This window comes from Candidatus Limimorpha avicola, assembly GCF_056978975.1.
Genome location: NZ_DBMCYK010000016.1, coordinates 1 through 18,179 on the forward strand (window position 1 = coordinate 1; position 18,179 = coordinate 18,179).

Below are 18,179 nucleotides of genomic sequence, written 5' to 3' on the forward strand. Positions count from 1 at the left end.
TACAGATAGTAAGCGAGAGCGGAGTGACAGTGAAGAGGATCACCGTTATCAAATAATCATCGAGTATGATTAAGAAGAGAAAGGGGACGCAACAGCGTCCCTTTTTTTTATGTATAAGTATTCTGAAAAATTATGAAAGTGTTATATTTTAATAATAAATAAGTTATTTTAATAAAATTTATAATAATTCAAGATTTATTGTTAAATAATATATTTACAGTTGTTTTATTGATGATTATCATAATTTTTCTCGACAAAATCCCAATTTATGACATTCCAGAATTCATTGACGTATGCAGTTCTCAGATTCTGTTTATCGAGATAATAGGCATGTTCCCATACATCACATGTAAGAAGTGGAGTAAGATTATCTAATGTTAATGGATTGTCAGCGTTATGTGTTTGTATTATAGACAAACGTAATTTTTTGTCGCTCACCAACCATGTCCAGCCTGAACCGAACAATGATGAAGCCTGTTTAATGAAAATGTCTTTAAAATCATTGTAGTTTCCAAAGTCACGTATAATTGAATGCATTAGTTGACCCTCTGGTATTTTTTTTGCTTTAGGAGACATACAATTCCAATAAAATTCATGATTCCAACTTTGTGCAGCATTATTGTAAATTCCTCCTGAACTTTTTTTTATTATATCGACCATACTCATGTCTTCAAGTGGAGAACCGGCAATAAGGTTGTTAAGATTTTTAATGTATGTAGCATGATGTTGACCATAATGGAAATCCAAGGTCTGTTTAGAGATGTGCGGTTCTAATGCATCTCTGTCATAAGGTAATTTAGGTAATTCGAACATAGTAAATTATTTTTATGATAAATAACAATTATACAAGGTGAAAGTTTGTATGTATTGAAAAAACAATGAAGAATCATGTATTGTTGGTTCTGTCTCTGAAATGTTTGGGAATTCCGGGATTATGATAACAAATATGTTCTCCGCAGTTTTCTATGCTGTCGTGTATGGATTTAAGACTTTCCCATGGATTCAGATGTATTCCGGGTTTATTTTCATATAGTTTATAGTTTTTCTTTTTATATAATGGTGTTACATTTGGCATAACTACATTGGCCCCGGCAAGGATGGCTTTTCGTCTGCCTTGATTATCAAGTGATTCAAGTGCTGTTGATGCTGCAATATTTATTGTAGGCATCATAATGCGAAGTATAGCAATCATTAAAAGGCTGACATTAAAACGTTTTTCGAGAGTCCAAAGCTGGTTTCGTTTTTCATAAAGAGGTGTCTCACTGTGTTCTATAAATGGTCCCATACCTATCATGTCCACATCAAAATCTCTGAAAAAAACCAAATCTTTAGCAAGATGTTCAACAGTTTGATTTGGAAGTCCTATCATGACACCTGTACCGACTTGATAGCCGGTGTTTCTTAAGTCTGTTAGAGCTTGCATCCTTGCTTTAAATGAATGATTCTCATCTTTTGGATGAATGCTGTAATACAGTTCTTCGTCGGAGCTTTCAATACGAAGCAAATAGCGATGTGCTCCGGCGTCAAACCAGCGTTTATACACTTCTGGTGTTTGTTCTCCACATGATAAGGTTATCAGTAGTTCAGGATAATTTTGATGTATCTCTTTTATATATGATTCCAATGTTTCAATGAATGTATCTCCAAGTAGTTCACCACTTTGGATAACAACAGAACCGAACCCGTATTTCTCGGTAAGACGTACAGATTCCATAACTTCATCGTGAGACAATGTATAACGTATGGCTTTGCTGTTATCACGTCTAATACCACAATAAAGGCAATTTTTTCTACAAATATTGGACAATTCTATCAATCCTCTCAAATAAACAAAACGTCCTATGGCATTTGCTTTTACTGATAATGCCTTGTCGAAGACTTTTTGCATGTCATTTTTGTCTTCAATAGAAAGAAGTATTACAATATCTTCATAATCAAGATACTCTTTGTTTAGAATGTCATCGATATTTGTCATTGGCATATTTATTTTTTTACAAAAATAATCAATAATACAGTCTATGAAGGTATCATTTGTTACAATTTTATTGTTAAAAGACATGAATTGTTTACAGTTGTCTTAAAAGGTTTAATTTTGCAGATTATAAATGCCGTCATGAAGATATATTTGTTTGATAGTATAGAAGAATTGGGAGAAGATTTTGTAAAGCAATGTGTTACATTTTTTCCATCTTGGAGAACAGAACAAATGATGGCGTATAAACATCATTCGAACCGTGTCAGAAATGCAGTGGCATATTTACTATTGGTCAAAGGTTTGAAAGATATTGGGGTAATGTCAGGAATGCCGGAGTTTGACTATAATGAACATGGAAAACCGTTTTTAAAGAATTATCCCGGCTGGTATTTTAATATAAGTCATTGTAAAACAGCAGTTGTATGTGTTTTGTCAAGGAAAATTGTCGGTATTGATGTGGAGGATATAGGTAAATTTAGGGAGCAGTTGGCGAAATATTCATTTAATGATGATGAATTGAAAATGATATATGAAGGAAATAATACTGCCGATATGTTCTATAAGCTATGGACTCAAAAAGAGGCGGTTTTCAAATGTCTTGGTATGGGAATAACCCATGATATCAAGAATGTTTTGGTAAATAATGACGCAAAAGTTATTTCCCTCAGACATGGAAATATTTGGATTTCTTTAGCAGAGAGATGATTATGGATAATTTTATTTGTATAGAAATGGCGGTATGTATTTTTAAGAAACTAATGCATACCGCCTTTTGTCATTTACGAAAAGGTTCCATGGCTCTGTCGAAGATGCCGTTGAGATATGCCAATGTCATTCCGTAGTTGCTAATTGGTATGTTTTTGTTGACAGCCATATTGGTTCTGTTAATCAGTTGTTTACGTGTCACCATACAGCCTCCGCATTGAATGACCATGGCATATTGTTCTATATTTTCTATTGGAGCAAGTCCGGATACATAATCGAAAGATATGTTTTTTTTCGTGAATTTACGGATCAGGTTAGGTATTTTGTACCTGCCGATATCTTCGCAATTTACTTGATGAGTACAGGATTCGAGCATTAAAATTTTGTCATCGTCTTTAAGTTGGGATAGAAAGCTTGTCCCTTTGGCATAATTGTCGAAATCACCGCGGAGACGGGCAAGGACAATGCTGAAACTTGTTAAAGGTATTTCGGGAGGGACTATTTTATTGACCATGGCAAATACTTGACTGTCAGTGACTACAAGTGCCGGCTTGCATGTTATTTTTTCAAAATAGTCCTGTAGATTCGTCTCTTTTACTACTACGCAAATGCAGTCATTGTCAAGGACATCACGTATAGCCATTACTTGTGGCAATATCATTCTTCCATCAGGAGCCTCGGCATCTATGGGTGTAACTAAAACTACAACATCTTTTGGTTTTATTATGTCACCAAGAAGTGATGGTTTATGGTATGATGTTTCAGGGATGGTCTTTTTGAGAAGTTCTGTCAGAGTGGAGGTGTCTCCATTTATTGTATTGAAATCTAATACTTTAGTATTGTAGTCGTGTTCAATTCTTGATTTTAGTGAAGTATCGATAGGAATGATATCGGATTTGTTATGGATCACGAGAAAAGGTATATCGTTTTCAGTAAAACGGTTGATAAGTTCAGTTTCAGGAGTGTCGAACTCATTATTTGTTATCACCAAAATGGCACAGTCGATATTTTTAATAGTTTGATAAGTTTTCTCTACGCGTTTTGTTCCGAGTTCGCCATAGTCATCAATACCGGCAGTGTCAATAATAACAGCAGGACCTATGCCGAAAATCTCCATAGATTTCTTTACCGGGTCGGTAGTGGTGCCGGCATATTCAGATACTATTGCGATATCTTGTCCTGTCAGTTTGTTGATAATGGAACTTTTACCGTTATTGCGACGGCCGAAAATTCCGATGTGAGGTTTCAAATCTTTAGCCATTTTTAATAGTTTGATGATAAAATGAAACGCGGGAATATACTCGCGTTTCATTAGAGGACTTTATAATACTTAAATCAAAGAATAACATAATCATAATTTAGAAATAAAGGTCGCGTTCTCCGTTTTTAATTCTCTCGATACGATTTTTCAATTCATCAAGGAACTTGGGATCGACATTTTTGAAATTGTTTTCGATACATTTCCATCCTTTTGCAGCAACTGTGGGGTTGGCATAGTCAACGAGATATTCTGCAAGTGTCAGGATAGCGTTGGGTGTACAATAACGTTTGATAAATCCCGGTACGCTAAATTCCATAAAGTGTTCGCCTGTACGTCCAAGTCTATAACAAGCTGTACAAAAACTTGGGATGAAGTTGTCGTCAAGCAATTCTTCAATTATATCAGATAAAGTACGGTCATCGTTGATTTTAAACTGTTCCCTATGAAGATTTTGGTTTTCGGTTTTGTCAGTGTTGTTTTCAATATCTTCATGGTGGTATTTATAATCTCCGATTTGCAAATTGGTACCTCCATCGATTTGGGAGATGCCGAACTGTATTGCATTATGTCTAAACTCAGGAGACTCACGTGCTGTAAGTATTAAACCTGTATAAGGCACGGCAAGACGGAAAATAGCTATGATTTTCAGGAAAGTGTCGTCGTCAACCATATATTCTCTGTCAATATTCAATCCTGAAGCATCTTTTATGCGAGGGAAAGAAATGGTATGAGGACCTACGTTGAAACAAGCCTCGAGGTGGTTGGTATGGCGTATCATAGCAAGCACTTCGAAGCGCCAGTCATAAAGACCGAAGAGGATACCGAGACCGTTGTCATCAATGCCTGCCTGTTGAGCACGGTCCATAGAGGTGAGACGCCAATTGAAGTCGCCTTTGCGTGTATAAGCAGGGTGGAATTTCTTATATGCATCTATGTTATAGGTTTCCTGGAAAATTTGATAAGTACCTATACCTGCTTCTTTTACGGTGCGAAATCCTTTTACGTCGAGAGGTGCAGCGTTGATGTTTACACGTCTTATAGAGCCGTTGCCTTTATGTGTTGCGTATGTCAAGTTTACCGTATGAGCTATATATTCCGGAGAATATTTGGGATGCTCGCCATAAACTAATATCAAACGTTTCTGTCCATCATCTTCAAGAGCTTTTACATTGTTTATCAGTTCTTCATCTGTAAGTGTGGTACGTATTTGTTCTTTATTGGAGGATCGGAATCCACAATACTTACAATCGTTGATACAATGGTTACCGACATATAAAGGAGCAAAAAGAACTATTCTGTTGCCATAGATACGTCTCTTCAATTCGCGTGCTCCTTCTTTGATTTCTTCTATCAGTTCAGGATCTGTAGTATTGACAAGGACGGCTGTTTCTTCCATGGTAAGACGATTCTTGTCTAATGACTTCTGTATTATTTCTCTAACTCTTTCCGGAGTGCTTTTTGTATTATTGATATAATCCCAAATCTCTTCTGAGTCGATAAAAGGTTTGTTCGGCTCGTCCGGTATTCTACATTTTTCAGGATGAAATTGCATAATAATCTAATGTTTTTAGGTTGTAACGATTTTTTTCGTTGCAAAAGTACTAAAGTGGGTTTTGGTATTATGTAACAAATGATACAAAACTTTTGTTTTCATGACAATTTGATTAAAATAATTTGTAAATAATTGATATTGAATATATTATTTTTTGACATGATATTATTTTTGATAACTGTTTTTTTAAGGTTATGGATTTTTATGGATAGATAATGAATAATATGTTAACAGAATATTACATATATAAAACACATATATGGCATCATTAAAAAAAACAGTAACATTTGAGTGATAGGATTTTGGTTTGATTATAAAATTTAAAATATTGATTATCAATAATATATAATTTATTTTAAAAGTTAGGTGTTTTTTATACGACTATGTGTAAATGGCGGGTATAATTTTGCTTTCGAAAGTAGAACTTAAAAACGTAGAATTATGGGACTTAATAACAATGTTAGACTTATAGGATATTCAGGAGGAGATCCGGAAGTTAAGACTGTAAAAGGAGAAGGAAGAAAGATGGCGCGTTTTACGCTTGCAACCAATGATTTCTATTATAATGAAAAGAAAGAATTACAAAAGAATGTTACTTGGCATAATATGTTGGCGTGGGGTAAAACTGCAGAGTTGGTGGAGAAACTGATTAAAAAAGGGCAGTTTATAGCCATAAACGGTGAGATACAGAATAGAAGTTATGATGATAAAGACGGTAACAGAAGATTTTATAGTGAAATAGTCATAGACGAGTTTATGTTACTTGACAAAAAAACATCAGAATAACCTAATCACTCTATATGTTTCTTATTGAATGATGGTGGTTTGTGTCCTCCTTTTCAAATACCGCATTCCAAATACAACTCTTTAGTGTTAGAGGTCTTAAACATTAATGGAAAGAATCTCTGATGAATTATCACCCTTTAGGAGACACTAACAGCATTATTCAGGTTTTCGGCCGGAGGAGTACCATTCGAACGACAGTTTAAGATGGTATTATCCTCCACGAAGACCATGCCTGAAACGATAATGACTTGTTTATGAAAAAGTTAGTACTATATATGATTTAAAAACTTTTTTGACCGTTAAAAATTGGTTCATGATTATCTATAGATAATTAATTAAAATGACTTATATCAAAAGCAAACTGGATTTGTGTTTTACTTGTACAAGATTTATTACATAACGTAAAAATTAAAATCATGGTTCATGAATTTAATTGTTCAAACTATGGTTTTTCTTTATAAAAACTGTAATTTTATTGCTATTGAAAGTTCTATAAGACAATGAAATTTAAAAAATTTTTACAGATTGCAATGAATCAAAAACAGTTATTCTATTGTATGGCAAAAATTTCGAGATTCTTAATAATATCTTGAAAATAAAATTTATATGCCTGAAAATCAAGCTGAGGAATTATATAATGGTTTTATATTGATACTTCATCAATTTATTATGATTTTATATGTAGAGACGTCATATTATGGCGTCTGTACAATATGTTTAAATAATTTGTGTCTTAATTAGTAATCTCACATATATTTATTCCATATAACGATTTTATTCAGCAACAATGAAAAAATTTTTTAAAAAAATATCGAAAGTAATAATAATTTATATATTTGCGATAAGTAATAGGTTTGAGGACTTATTATCAGACATACAAAATGAAGCACAACTAAAAATTATATTTACTATGAAGAATCTCTATTATTTAAGAAAAGCAGTCTGTTGTAAATCATTACCCCCCCTCCATCCGCTTACTTATGAAAAGTATTTTTACTTTGGTATTATGCTTTTTAGCATTGACATCATTTTCTCAAAATGAGTTGAAAGAATTAAAGGCACGCCTTGTCGATGAAAATGGTGCAGCTGTTCAATTTGCAAATGTATCCTTGAAATCGGCAGACAATGACAGCATCATTGCCGGAACGTCTTCAGATGAAAACGGGAACTTTATTTTCAATGTTGAAGAAGGAAGATATATTCTCTTAGCCACAGCCATAGGTTATGAACGTCTTTCAATATATTGCCGACCGTCCGACCTTGGCGATTTGACTATGCCTCAAACTTCCGAGATATTAGACGATGTTGTGATACAAGGTTCTCGTATTGAAGAGACGCCTCAACATTTTGTCATACTTCCAGATCCTACAGAAGTGGAGATTTCCGGCAAAGGCATCAATTATCTTAACATGTTGCAACTACCCGGATTGAAAGTCAATATGGCAAAAGAGACAATCAGCATTGACGGTGGAACTCCGGTATTTCAAATCAATGGCAAAGAGGTTTCATATCAAAGATTTATCAATGTAAGTTCAGAAAAGATCAAACGAGTCGAGTACAGTAATAATCCGGGAATACGTTATTTGGACAAAGGGGCAACAGGGATTATCAATATTGTCTTGAAAGAAGTTGAAGACGGAGGCTCTATAAGTGCCAATGGCAAGACCGCTTTCAATACCGGTTTCGTTGACGGTTATGTTTTAGGAACATACAACAGAGGAAAATCTGAAATATTGATACAATATAATGTCAGTCATCGAAATTATGATGATGTACCTTACGAATTGACAGACAAATACATCAATGAAAACAGAATGGTAGAGCGCGAACAGACGATGAAATTTCCGTTTTATTATACCACACATAACATTATGGCTGAATATACTTATCAGGCTAATGACAGTACATTTTTAATCGTGTCGTTGAGAGATAATATCAATAATAACAATTGGACAGGTGACGGAATGATGATGGAGAGTGATAATGGCATCATAGATACAATAACAATGAACAGAATTAGAAGAGACAAGGCGAACATGCCTGTACTCGATTTGTATTTCAGTCGCAGGATGAGAAATTTTCAAAAGATTGAATTAAATGTTGTCGGCCAATATTCAAAATCTAACTATGAAAATAAATTAACATACGACTATATTTCAGACACTCTCCTGGAGGAATATCCTACTTATATTGAAAATCATGGATATTCTGTCAGCGGAGAGGCTATGTACACAAAGTCATTTGACAATTCAGAATTATATCTCGGACTTCAATATCAACACAATTTCGCTCATAATGATTATGTGGTCTATGAAGAAACTTCGTCCATGAATAAGGATAATGTTTATGCATACTCACAGTATGTCACCATGTTGGGAAAAAGAGCAAGTCTTGTCCTTGGAACCGGAATGAAGATATTTGTCGTCGATGATGGCATGAACAAACAAAATTACATCAAAAATTTAAGTACAGTCAAATTAAACTGGATAATTAACAGGAAATTATCGATGTCAGCCGTAGCAAATTTAACTCCGAATCTTCCTTCGCTCGGAGCACTATCTACCATAATGCAGCGTACCGATGATGTTGAAGCCAATGTAGGTAACCCTGATTTGAAACCGTATTATTCATTATTGAGCAAATTAGTACTTGTTTATAATAGTCAAAAGAGTTTGTATGCCATAGCGACAGCAGGATATTCCTATCTGTTCAATCCAATAATATTCACATATCATTATGATCCGGGATTGAATTTGTTCATCAACTCTCCTCACAACAGCGATTATTTCAACAGTATGTATTTTAATGCAGAACTCGGAATGAGGAAATTGTTTAAATTCCTTTACATATCTCTCAATGGTACGTTAAGCAGAGATGAATCTAAAGGAATTGATTTTCATCATGAACATGTAAATTTCTATAGCAGCGTTGATGTACAGGCTGTTTGGAATAAATTCAATATAGGATGTGAATTCGATATTACTCCGAAAATTTCACTGTATGGCGAGGATTTGTCTTATAAAGACATGTCACAAGATATTTACGCGCAATACAAATTGAAAAATTTGTATATAACATTGACATGGCATTGTCCGTTCAACAAAGAAGGATATAAATACGAATCAGAAGGCTTGTCGGAAGTACATCCGTACAGGCATGTCAACTGGACTGCAAATAATGGCAATATGCTTGTGCTCGGTTTGTCGTGGAACATCAACTACGGCAAGTCATTCAGCAAAGGTAGGAAGTCACTCAATAACGGAGGTTATGACGACGGTATGATAAAACCGGGAGAGTAGTTTGAAACATTGATTATTTGTTAAACTGTTTTACAGAATGTCATTCAAATTTTATCAAGGAGTCTTGTTTTTATGTGTATGCAAGGCTGTAGAAAAAATATGGATGAGAATCATTGGATGTTTTCCGAGTTATGATAAATTAAAAGACAAAACTTCTCTTTTTATGGTTCATTGTAATCAGAATCGTTTTGCAGACGTACGTAAGTTATGAATAGGAAAAGTGTTTGTTTTGTTGTAAGTGATTGGATATTTTTATAATTTTGCATGTGTTGCAACGATTGATAAGTTGTAATAGAATAACCACGTTATGGTAGATTTGGAAAATAGATGGTTTGAATAAACGGAATTTACTATAATGTCGATGTGGATTTGATAATGATGTTTTAATATAAAATTATGAAGATAGTATTTTTGGAACCGTTGGGTGTTTCGGTTGACAGTATAGAAAGTGCAACAAAGATATTGAGAGACAGAGGTCATGAGGTGATAATATATTCGGACAGGATACCTGAATTGAATAAAGAGAGAGCATCTGATGCTGATATAGTCGTTGAGAGCAACATGCCGTTGGATAAGGACTTTTTTGATGCATGTCCCAAATTAAAGATGTTGTCCGTAGCTTTTACAGGTTTGGATCATATTGATTTGGAAGAATGCAAGAGGAGAAATATCACTGTAATGAATTCAGCAGGTTATTCAACACAGGCTGTCGCTGAAGAGACTATATGTATGATGATAGGATTATATAGACATATAGTTGAAAATGATTCTATTACACGTAAATGTTGCGGTAAATCCATTGTTCCCGGAAGAGAGATTTCAGGAAAAACGGTTGGAATAATAGGTATGGGTGCCATAGGTTGCAGGACAGCGACTTTGGCTCAGGCTTTCGGCTGTAAAATTATTGCTTGGAACAGAACTCCTAAACATATTGACGGTGTCAGCTTTGTGGAAAAAGACGTATTGTTTAAAGAAGCAGATATTATTGCTTTACATCTTGCACTTAATGAAGAAACACGTAATTTTGTCACAGCACGTGAGTTGTCAATGATGAAAAAGGATGCCATAATAATCAATGCTGCAAGAGGACCTGTCATTAATGCCAATGATTTGTCCGAGGCTTTGAAAAACGGTAAGATTGCCGGAGCTGCTCTCGATGTCTATGACAATGAGCCTCCTTTGAAAGAGGATAATGTTTTGTTATCGGCACCTAACACTTTGTTGTTGCCTCATATAGGTTTTGCTACAAAAGAGGCTTTTGAACTGCGACTTGGCATAGTGGTAGATAATATCCTTAAATATTTGGGATAACCGGTTTTTGATTTTAAGTCTTTTAGTGATTTGTTTTCTGTTTTGAAGGTAAATCATTCGTTTGAATAACTGTAATTTTGTTACAAATACTTGTTGTTGTCTCGAAAATATATGTAAAATTTCTTTTAATATATTTATAATCAAATCATTATATGTTGATTGTTGATAAGTGTCGGAAGAAATGGTACTTTTGTGATAACAGTTCTGAAGAATAATTTTTTGAAGAAGAAATCAATGTCGTTGTTTTTTACAGATATGAAAAGTTGAAAACAGTGTTGTTTGTTGCAAAATTATTGATTAATGTCCTTGAAAAAGTGAAATTTGAAATGAATAATATGTAATGTGCATAAAATCAATATATTATGTGTGTGAATAATTTTTTTGAGGGTTAATTTATTCATTATAAAAATTGTTACTTTTGTGCCCCGAATTGGTAGGTATAATTGTTATGAACACTAAGTTTAGGGGATATTTATGCGGTATAATAGCGGCTGTCTGCTATGGAACGAATCCATTGGGAGCCAAGTTTCTGTATATGGATGGAATAAATACAGATACGGTGTTGTTTCACAGGTTTTCCTTGGCTGCAGTGATAATAGCGATTATTATGATGACAAGAAATATTTCTTTTAAACTTACCAAAAAAGAAATAAAAGTGTTGCTTCCTCTTGGTGTTTTATTTGTAATATCTTCATTGACATTATATTACAGCTTTATTTATATGGATGCCGGTGTAGCTTCAACATTATTGTTCGTTTATCCGATGATGGTTGCAATAATCATGGCATTGTTTTTTAAGGAAAAATTGACTGTAGCAACAGTGTTTTCTATTGTTATGGCATTTGCCGGAATAGCCTTGCTCAATGAATCTGAAGGAGATTCCCCACAAAGTACAATAGGTTTTATTTTGGTAATGCTTTCTTCCTTAAGTTATGCAATATATATTGTGGTAGTCAACAAAACCGAGGTTAGGATGCCATCTATCAAAATGACGTTTTATGTGTTAATAGTCGGGGCTTTTGTGATTTTTTTACATTCCATGTTTGATAAGGAGACACATTTGCAGGTTTTGACAACAGCAAGGGAGTGGATGTTTGCTTTAATGCTCGCCGTTCTGCCTACGATATTGTCTTTGGTATTTATGAATGTTTCCATACGAGATGTGGGTTCTACGCCTGCAGCCATTATGGGTGCCTTGGAGCCGTTGACGGCTGTTGTCATTGGCATTGCAGTTTTTCATGAGGTATTTACTTTACGTTTGGGATTGGGAATTATTCTGATATTATCAGGTGTTTTGCTTGTTGTAGCCGGAAAAGCAATTCCCACAAATAGATTTATTCACCATATAAAAAGACGAAGCGTGAAATAATGTGTTTTGAGTGATATTTGTAAATACGGAAATGTAGTTCTTTCTTAAACTTAATGATTAATAAAAGATTACCGGACTTTCTTCAAAGAAATTCAGTGAATACATATTAATATATCTCTCAGATATTGAAAGAATTTCATGAAAATAATGAATTTCGTACTTGATTGCGGTACTCTCTACATTATCAAAAGTATCTTGAAAATATTGTTATATTAGTTTGATATTGAAAAGCAAATTATAGAATACAGCTCATTAAAATCTGTCACCATTTCTATAATTTGCACATCGATTAATAAAATTCAAACAAAAATTATTATAAAACAACAAATTGTCGTTTTCAATACTTAAAAATATATTGTCGATTTTATTTTCTGCCAACATATTCGAATCCGATTTCCTCAACAGCCTTTTTAACGGCTTCGTCGTCAGGATTGCCTTTAACAGATGCTGTCTTACTGCCCAAGTCAACAACAACATCCTCGATATTGTCAAGTGCTCCAATAGCCTTTTCTACTGAGGCCTTACAGTGGTTGCAGGTCATTCCGTTGATACGGTATATGATACTGCCATCATTTTTAACTGTTTGTCTATTAAATAATTTCATGATAAAAGCATTTATAAGTAATAATACGAATACTGAAGCTGAAATAATCTCTATCCATGAAGGAGTAACGCTATGGTTACAGCTTATTGCATCTGACTGCATGCTGTTGTCGAACCATGAATGTGGCAACAAATAATCTATAAATAGTCCGCAAGTTATTGAGCCTATGATAATGGAAATGAGATAAAACAACAATTGTTTTTTACCGAGTGATTTACCTATCACCAACATGGACGCTATGCTTGTTGCAGGACCGGCAATAAGGAACACTAAGGCTGTTCCCGGAGACAGACCTTTCATCATCAAGGCGGCGGCAATAGGTATAGAACCCATGGCACATACATACATGGGAATTGCTACCAATAAGACAATCAACATGGTGATTAAAGGAGGAAGATTAAGAGAAGTAAAGAATGAGTCGGGGACCAATACAGTTATCAAAGCACCGATTATCAAACCTAAGGTGAGCCATTTTCCCATGTTTTGTATTAAATCGACGAAACTGTAGCGCAGCAATTCGATGAGTTTGTTATTAAGTGGAGTTTTTACGGAACAAGATGAATTATTGTGAACGACTATTTCATCTTTTGAGAACCATGTAGTTACCATTCCACCGGATAGAGCTGTCAATAGTGCTACGACAGGTCTTATTATGGCAAAGGGTAATCCCATAAGAGAATATGTTGCAATAATCGAGTCAATTCCGGTTTGTGGGGTAGCAATCATGAAAGCGACAGTGGCTCCTCGCGAAGCTCCGTCACGACGTAATGATATGGCAGTAGGTATCACACCGCAAGAACATAGAGGAAGTGGTATTCCCAATAATGTCGCCCATAAGACTGATTTGAAATTCTCCTGTGACAAATGTCGTTCGAAAAATTTGGACGGAACGAATACATGCAACAGACCGGCAACAAAAAAACCGAGTAAAAGATACGGTGCCATTTGGCATAACATGAATAACAGTGTCTGAAGGAATTTCATAATGGCTTGTTTATTTTGTTGTTATTCTTTTTTTTAAAAGGACAATTGTAACAACCGTCGTGATGACAGTTGTTGCAATCTATGAATTTGCCGGAACAACATGAGTTGCCTTTGCGTATCTTTTTTATCATTAAAATAAAAAAGTAAATAACAGCTGCAGCGACAATGATAAATACTATGATGTTCTGAATCATGAGTTATGATATTAGCGAACCGATCTGATACACCAAAAAAGATACAATCCAAGCTAAGCCGGTACTGTAAATCATGGAAAACACCGCCCATTTCAAGCCGGCTTCTCTTTTTATTGCCGTCAAGGCTGCTATGCACGGCGTACAAAGCAAGACAAAGAGCATTAATCCGTATGCCACTAATGGAGAGAATATGGTTTCTCCGGCATATTTGCCATTTTTCCAAGTCTGTTTTTGTATCAACTGTTCCATATTGTCATTTTCATTATAATTGTCTTCAGCCTGATAAAACACTGCCATTGTCGAAATGATAACCTCTTTTGCGGCAATGCCTGTGACAAGGCTGACACCAATACGCCAGTCAAAACCAAGAGGACGTACTATTGGTTCAATAAAATGTCCAAAACGTCCAATATAGGAATTCTCACTGTGTGTAGCAGCATATAATCGTTCCAATCTGTCAATCTCTGCTATTTTATCTGCTTCGCTGATATTGTCGTCCGATTTGACATTTTCTATATTTTGTTCTATTGCTGTCAATTTTTCATTGGTTCTCGGGAAATATTCCAACGCCCATATTATAATAGAAGCAACTAATATAACAGTTGCCATTTTCTGAAGATATTGAACGCTTTTATCCCACATGTGTATTAAGGTATTACGCATTGTTGGGATTCTGTATGGAGGCAGTTCCATGACGAACTGTTCTGATTGCCCCTTGAAAGCAGTTTTATTAAGTAAAAAGGCTGTCAAAATGGCAAAAACTACGCCAATGGCATAGATACTTAATAATATCAAGCCTTGGTGTTTCTCGAAAAATGCAGCGACGAATAACAAATAAACAGGTAATCGTGCTGAACATGAGATAAAAGGTGTAGCAAGTATTGTTACAAGTCTGTCTTTCTTGTTTTCGAGAGTACGTGTTGCCATTATTGCAGGAACAGTACAACCGAAACCTATGATAAAAGGAATGAATGACTTGCCATGAAGCCCGATTTTATGCATCAGTTTATCCATTATGAAAGCTGCTCTCGACATATATCCAATATCTTCAAGTATGGAGATAAATAAAAACATTATCAAGATATTAGGAAGAAAGACAAGGACACCGCCCACACCTGCAATGATGCCGTCGATGATTAGGTTGTGTAATATGCCTTCACTAATCCATGACCCAACAAGGTTGCTGAACCAGTTGACTCCCATCTCAATCCATTTCTGAGGATAAGCACCTACGGTAAATGTCGTTTGAAACATTATCCACATGAACAAAACCAATATTGGAAATCCCAGCCATCTGTTGGTTAATATGTCGTCTATTTTATATGCCGACCAGTTTTCATTTGTCTTTCCTTGAGTATATGTCTCTTTAAGTGCGCCTCTGATGAAAGCATAACGTGCATTGGTTATCAGAGTGTTTACATCTTCGTCGTATGAACGTTCAAGCGACTGACGACGTATCTCTGCTTCTTTGAGAATTTTGTCACAATCTTTCAGATTCTTTATTTCGTCTATGGTAGATTGCGTGTTGTCCAAAGTAGTGATGGCGATATATCTTGCCGGGTATTTGTTGATTATGTCTTTGTCTTCTTCAATAAGTTTTTTAATTGGAATGATGGCGTTCTCAATATCTTTGCCATAATTGATATGAATGTGTTTTGTCAGGTTTTTCCTGTTGTTGTAAACATCGATTATAGTCTGTAACACATCTTTTATGCCAGAACCTTTTGATGCTGTTGTCGGCACTATTGGTAACCCGAGCATTTTACCCAACGCTTCATAATCTAATTTGTCGCCTTTGGAAGTCAATTCATCAAACATATTCAACGCCATGACGATGGGGATATTCATGTCAATAAGTTGTGTGGTAAGGAAAAGATTTCTCTCTATATTCGATGCATCGACAATGTTGAGAATCATGTCGGGGTTGTTATGTGTAAGATAATCACGTACATAACGTTCTTCAGGAGAATATTCTGTTATGGAGTATGTACCCGGCAGGTCAACGAGGCGTATGGTATAGCCATTATGATAGAAAGTGCCTATTTTAAGGTCAACGGTGACGCCACTGTAATTGCCGACCTTTTCTCTAAGTCCGGTTGCATGATTGAAAAACGATGTCTTTCCGCAATTAGGGTTGCCTATAAGTGCTACAGTTATGGTATTGCTTTGGTCTTTAATGGTTTCAGAGATGCGTTCCTCTGTCATTATGCCGTTATAATCCGTTTCGTTGACATATTCTTTGTTGACTTCTACGACTTCGATTTTGTCAGCTTCGCTGCGTCTTAATGACACATGAGCCTGCATTACTTGATATTCAACAGGGTCGAGAAGAGGAGCGTTTTTAATGACTGTGATAGTCTCTCCTTTGACGAATCCCATTTCCATAAGACGATGCCTTAACCCACCATGTCCGTTGACTCTGATTATCACACACTTGGTGCCGGTCTTCATCTCTGAAAGGTTTACTCTCTTTTCACTGTTGGTATCCATATTTTTGACTTAGTTATAACTAATCTTTTTAAGTTGCAAAGTTAATGACAATTATTCATATTTTCATCATTATTAATGATGATAAACTGCAAATAAAATCATTATTTGTAGGTATTATGCGTGTCTTTGCAACTCGGTTGCAATATGTTTTAAGGGTTAATTTATTAAGTCGTGTTTCGTAACACAAATTTGATTGGGTGAAAAAGATTTTGTTTGTATGATTGTTTTGCAAATTTTATGATAACGGGCAATGTTAGTATAATGTGATGTATTAAAAAATGGTGTGCCAAAAATCTTTTGACACACCACCGCTCTATTATTTGTAAATAGTTTGATTTTTTTTAATTGGCAATAAGACCGAAAAGTACCCAAGCCACTATCAGAGTAAATATGATATTGAATCCTTGTGCTGCAAGAAATGCTTTCAACGATTGACGGTTTTCTTTGGCAAAAATCTCTTTGAAATGTGTTTCAAGACCTATACAAACAAATGCTATGGAGAAGAAGATTCCTTGGAAATTTTTTGCCATGTCTTTGTATTTTATTGTAGCCTCACCTACTTCGGCAGCGCCTGAGAACCAGATGCTGAATACAGCGGAGGCAATGACCATGCCGATTACAAATTTAGGAAAACGTTCCCAGATGACTTTTCCGGAGGTCTTTTCAACACCTTCAGTTTTGCGGAAAGACCAGAAAAGTGAGATGAGGAATGCAGCCACACCTATCAAGACATTTTGTGATGCCTTGACAATAACAGCAGTATCACCGGCAATGTCACCCAGAATACCGCCTGAAGCGGCTACTGCTGCTGTAGTGTCTATTGTTCCGCCGATCCATGCCCCTGCAACCTGTGCCTGGGCTATTTCATTGCCCGGGAGTATTAATGGAAGAATCCATTTGCAAAGCAACGGCATGATGTAAAGCATGGGTATTGCAATTACCATGACTAATGAGATGACGTAACTGAGTTTCTTTTGGTCTCCTTTGATAGTACCACATGTCGCGATAGCAGCAGAAACACCGCAGATACTGACAGAACTTGCAAGCATTGTAGCCATCTCGTCATCGACGTGATATACTTTGCGGGAGATCCAGAAACCGAAATACCATACGCAAAATACTACTATAAGTGCCTGTATGAGACCGAAAGCTCCGGATTTCATGATCTCTCCAAAAATTACTGTGGCACCTAAACAGACAATGCCTATTTTAATGTAAAACTCACTCTGTATTGCAGGTTTCATCCATTTAGGAACACCAATGAAGTTGCTGATGATCAATCCGAAAAGAACGGCAAACAATACTGCCTCGAGCCCATATTTCTTGCAGAAAGGAATACTTGCACATAATTGAGCAAGTAATGTTAAGGCAAAGATTACTAAAAATGATAAAAATATTCCTTTAATATCCTTTTTTAAAATGATAGCTGAGGTATAAATTATTATCATTAAGAATACGAATGTATAACCTGCATTTAACCATCCGTTGGCTGTAGTCAAAGTTTTAACGTTCAGCATCTGAATCCCGTTCATGAATTTCGGGAAAATAACGCATAATGCCAAAATTACAAGACCTATTGCTACTATCAACCATTCTTCGTTGATAAAAGGTTTTTTTGTTGCTGTTTTAGTCATATAATACTATTTTTT

At 35.4% G+C, this 18,179-nt stretch carries 13 protein-coding genes; 5 read left to right on the forward strand and 8 right to left on the reverse strand.

Annotated features, from left to right (window positions below; genetic code table 11):
- Positions 1-225 precede the first annotated feature (225 nt).
- Together ACZOVS_RS07730 and hydE are read right to left on the reverse strand one after the other, a co-directional pair.
- On the reverse strand, positions 226-813 hold the full coding sequence (locus ACZOVS_RS07730; RefSeq protein ID WP_483996663.1) for a superoxide dismutase: 588 nt from the start codon (positions 811-813) through the stop codon (positions 226-228).
- A gap of 73 nt (positions 814-886) precedes the next feature.
- Complete coding sequence (gene hydE / locus ACZOVS_RS07735) at positions 887-1,975, reverse strand: [FeFe] hydrogenase H-cluster radical SAM maturase HydE (RefSeq protein WP_483996664.1); 1,089 nt, start codon at positions 1,973-1,975, stop codon at positions 887-889.
- A 138-nt stretch (positions 1,976-2,113) separates the two neighbouring features.
- Here hydE and ACZOVS_RS07740 point away from each other — a divergent pair, with 138 nt between their 5' ends.
- Positions 2,114-2,680: a 4'-phosphopantetheinyl transferase family protein gene (locus ACZOVS_RS07740; RefSeq protein ID WP_483996665.1), complete on the forward strand. Its 567-nt coding sequence runs from the start codon at positions 2,114-2,116 to the stop codon at positions 2,678-2,680.
- Positions 2,681-2,750: 70 nt separating this feature from the next.
- On the opposite strand, the gene hydF is transcribed toward ACZOVS_RS07740, so the two are convergent.
- Complete coding sequence (gene hydF / locus ACZOVS_RS07745) at positions 2,751-3,941, reverse strand: [FeFe] hydrogenase H-cluster maturation GTPase HydF (RefSeq protein ID WP_483996666.1); 1,191 nt, start codon at positions 3,939-3,941, stop codon at positions 2,751-2,753.
- Positions 3,942-4,038: 97 nt separating this feature from the next.
- Complete coding sequence (gene hydG, locus ACZOVS_RS07750) at positions 4,039-5,493, reverse strand: [FeFe] hydrogenase H-cluster radical SAM maturase HydG (RefSeq protein WP_483996667.1); 1,455 nt, start codon at positions 5,491-5,493, stop codon at positions 4,039-4,041.
- A gap of 441 nt (positions 5,494-5,934) precedes the next feature.
- Between hydG and ACZOVS_RS07755 the strand changes: the two genes are divergently transcribed.
- The 4 genes from ACZOVS_RS07755 (at position 5,935) to ACZOVS_RS07770 (ending at position 12,258) form a co-directional block, all read left to right on the forward strand.
- On the forward strand, positions 5,935-6,279 hold the full coding sequence (locus ACZOVS_RS07755) for a single-stranded DNA-binding protein (RefSeq protein ID WP_483996668.1): 345 nt from the start codon (positions 5,935-5,937) through the stop codon (positions 6,277-6,279).
- Between the two features lie 980 nt (positions 6,280-7,259).
- Positions 7,260-9,578, forward strand: a complete 2,319-nt coding sequence (locus ACZOVS_RS07760) for a TonB-dependent receptor (protein ID WP_483996669.1) — start codon at positions 7,260-7,262, stop codon at positions 9,576-9,578.
- 396 nt (positions 9,579-9,974) lie between these two features.
- Positions 9,975-10,889, forward strand: coding sequence for an NAD(P)-dependent oxidoreductase (locus ACZOVS_RS07765; RefSeq protein ID WP_483996670.1), 915 nt, complete (start codon positions 9,975-9,977; stop codon positions 10,887-10,889).
- Positions 10,890-11,337: 448 nt separating this feature from the next.
- On the forward strand, positions 11,338-12,258 hold the full coding sequence (locus ACZOVS_RS07770; RefSeq protein ID WP_483996671.1) for a DMT family transporter: 921 nt from the start codon (positions 11,338-11,340) through the stop codon (positions 12,256-12,258).
- Positions 12,259-12,622: 364 nt separating this feature from the next.
- Here ACZOVS_RS07770 and ACZOVS_RS07775 read toward each other — a convergent pair whose 3' ends face one another.
- From ACZOVS_RS07775 to ACZOVS_RS07790, 4 genes are all read right to left on the reverse strand, one after another.
- Positions 12,623-13,846 (reverse strand): permease, encoded by a 1,224-nt coding sequence (locus ACZOVS_RS07775; protein ID WP_483996672.1) that lies wholly within the window; start codon positions 13,844-13,846, stop codon positions 12,623-12,625.
- Complete coding sequence (locus ACZOVS_RS07780) at positions 13,843-14,040, reverse strand: FeoB-associated Cys-rich membrane protein (protein ID WP_483996673.1); 198 nt, start codon at positions 14,038-14,040, stop codon at positions 13,843-13,845. Before ACZOVS_RS07780 ends, ACZOVS_RS07775 begins: the two co-directional genes overlap by 4 nt.
- A 3-nt stretch (positions 14,041-14,043) precedes the next feature.
- Entirely contained in the window at positions 14,044-16,530 is a 2,487-nt protein-coding gene (gene feoB / locus ACZOVS_RS07785) for a ferrous iron transport protein B (protein ID WP_483996674.1), read from the reverse strand.
- Between the two features lie 341 nt (positions 16,531-16,871).
- On the reverse strand, positions 16,872-18,164 hold the full coding sequence (locus tag ACZOVS_RS07790) for a YeiH family protein (protein ID WP_483996675.1): 1,293 nt from the start codon (positions 18,162-18,164) through the stop codon (positions 16,872-16,874).
- Positions 18,165-18,179: the final 15 nt, after the last annotated feature.

Coding starts and splice junctions, on each gene's coding strand:
- ACZOVS_RS07730 (WP_483996663.1), bottom strand. CDS start 813: ATGTTCGAATTACCTAAATTACCTTATGACAGAGATGCATTAGAACCG.
- hydE (WP_483996664.1), bottom strand. CDS start 1,975: ATGACAAATATCGATGACATTCTAAACAAAGAGTATCTTGATTATGAA.
- ACZOVS_RS07740 (WP_483996665.1), top strand. CDS start 2,114: ATGAAGATATATTTGTTTGATAGTATAGAAGAATTGGGAGAAGATTTT.
- hydF (WP_483996666.1), bottom strand. CDS start 3,941: ATGGCTAAAGATTTGAAACCTCACATCGGAATTTTCGGCCGTCGCAAT.
- hydG (WP_483996667.1), bottom strand. CDS start 5,493: ATGCAATTTCATCCTGAAAAATGTAGAATACCGGACGAGCCGAACAAA.
- ACZOVS_RS07755 (WP_483996668.1), top strand. CDS start 5,935: ATGGGACTTAATAACAATGTTAGACTTATAGGATATTCAGGAGGAGAT.
- ACZOVS_RS07760 (WP_483996669.1), top strand. CDS start 7,260: ATGAAAAGTATTTTTACTTTGGTATTATGCTTTTTAGCATTGACATCA.
- ACZOVS_RS07765 (WP_483996670.1), top strand. CDS start 9,975: ATGAAGATAGTATTTTTGGAACCGTTGGGTGTTTCGGTTGACAGTATA.
- ACZOVS_RS07770 (WP_483996671.1), top strand. CDS start 11,338: ATGAACACTAAGTTTAGGGGATATTTATGCGGTATAATAGCGGCTGTC.
- ACZOVS_RS07775 (WP_483996672.1), bottom strand. CDS start 13,846: ATGAAATTCCTTCAGACACTGTTATTCATGTTATGCCAAATGGCACCG.
- ACZOVS_RS07780 (WP_483996673.1), bottom strand. CDS start 14,040: ATGATTCAGAACATCATAGTATTTATCATTGTCGCTGCAGCTGTTATT.
- feoB (WP_483996674.1), bottom strand. CDS start 16,530: ATGGATACCAACAGTGAAAAGAGAGTAAACCTTTCAGAGATGAAGACC.
- ACZOVS_RS07790 (WP_483996675.1), bottom strand. CDS start 18,164: ATGACTAAAACAGCAACAAAAAAACCTTTTATCAACGAAGAATGGTTG.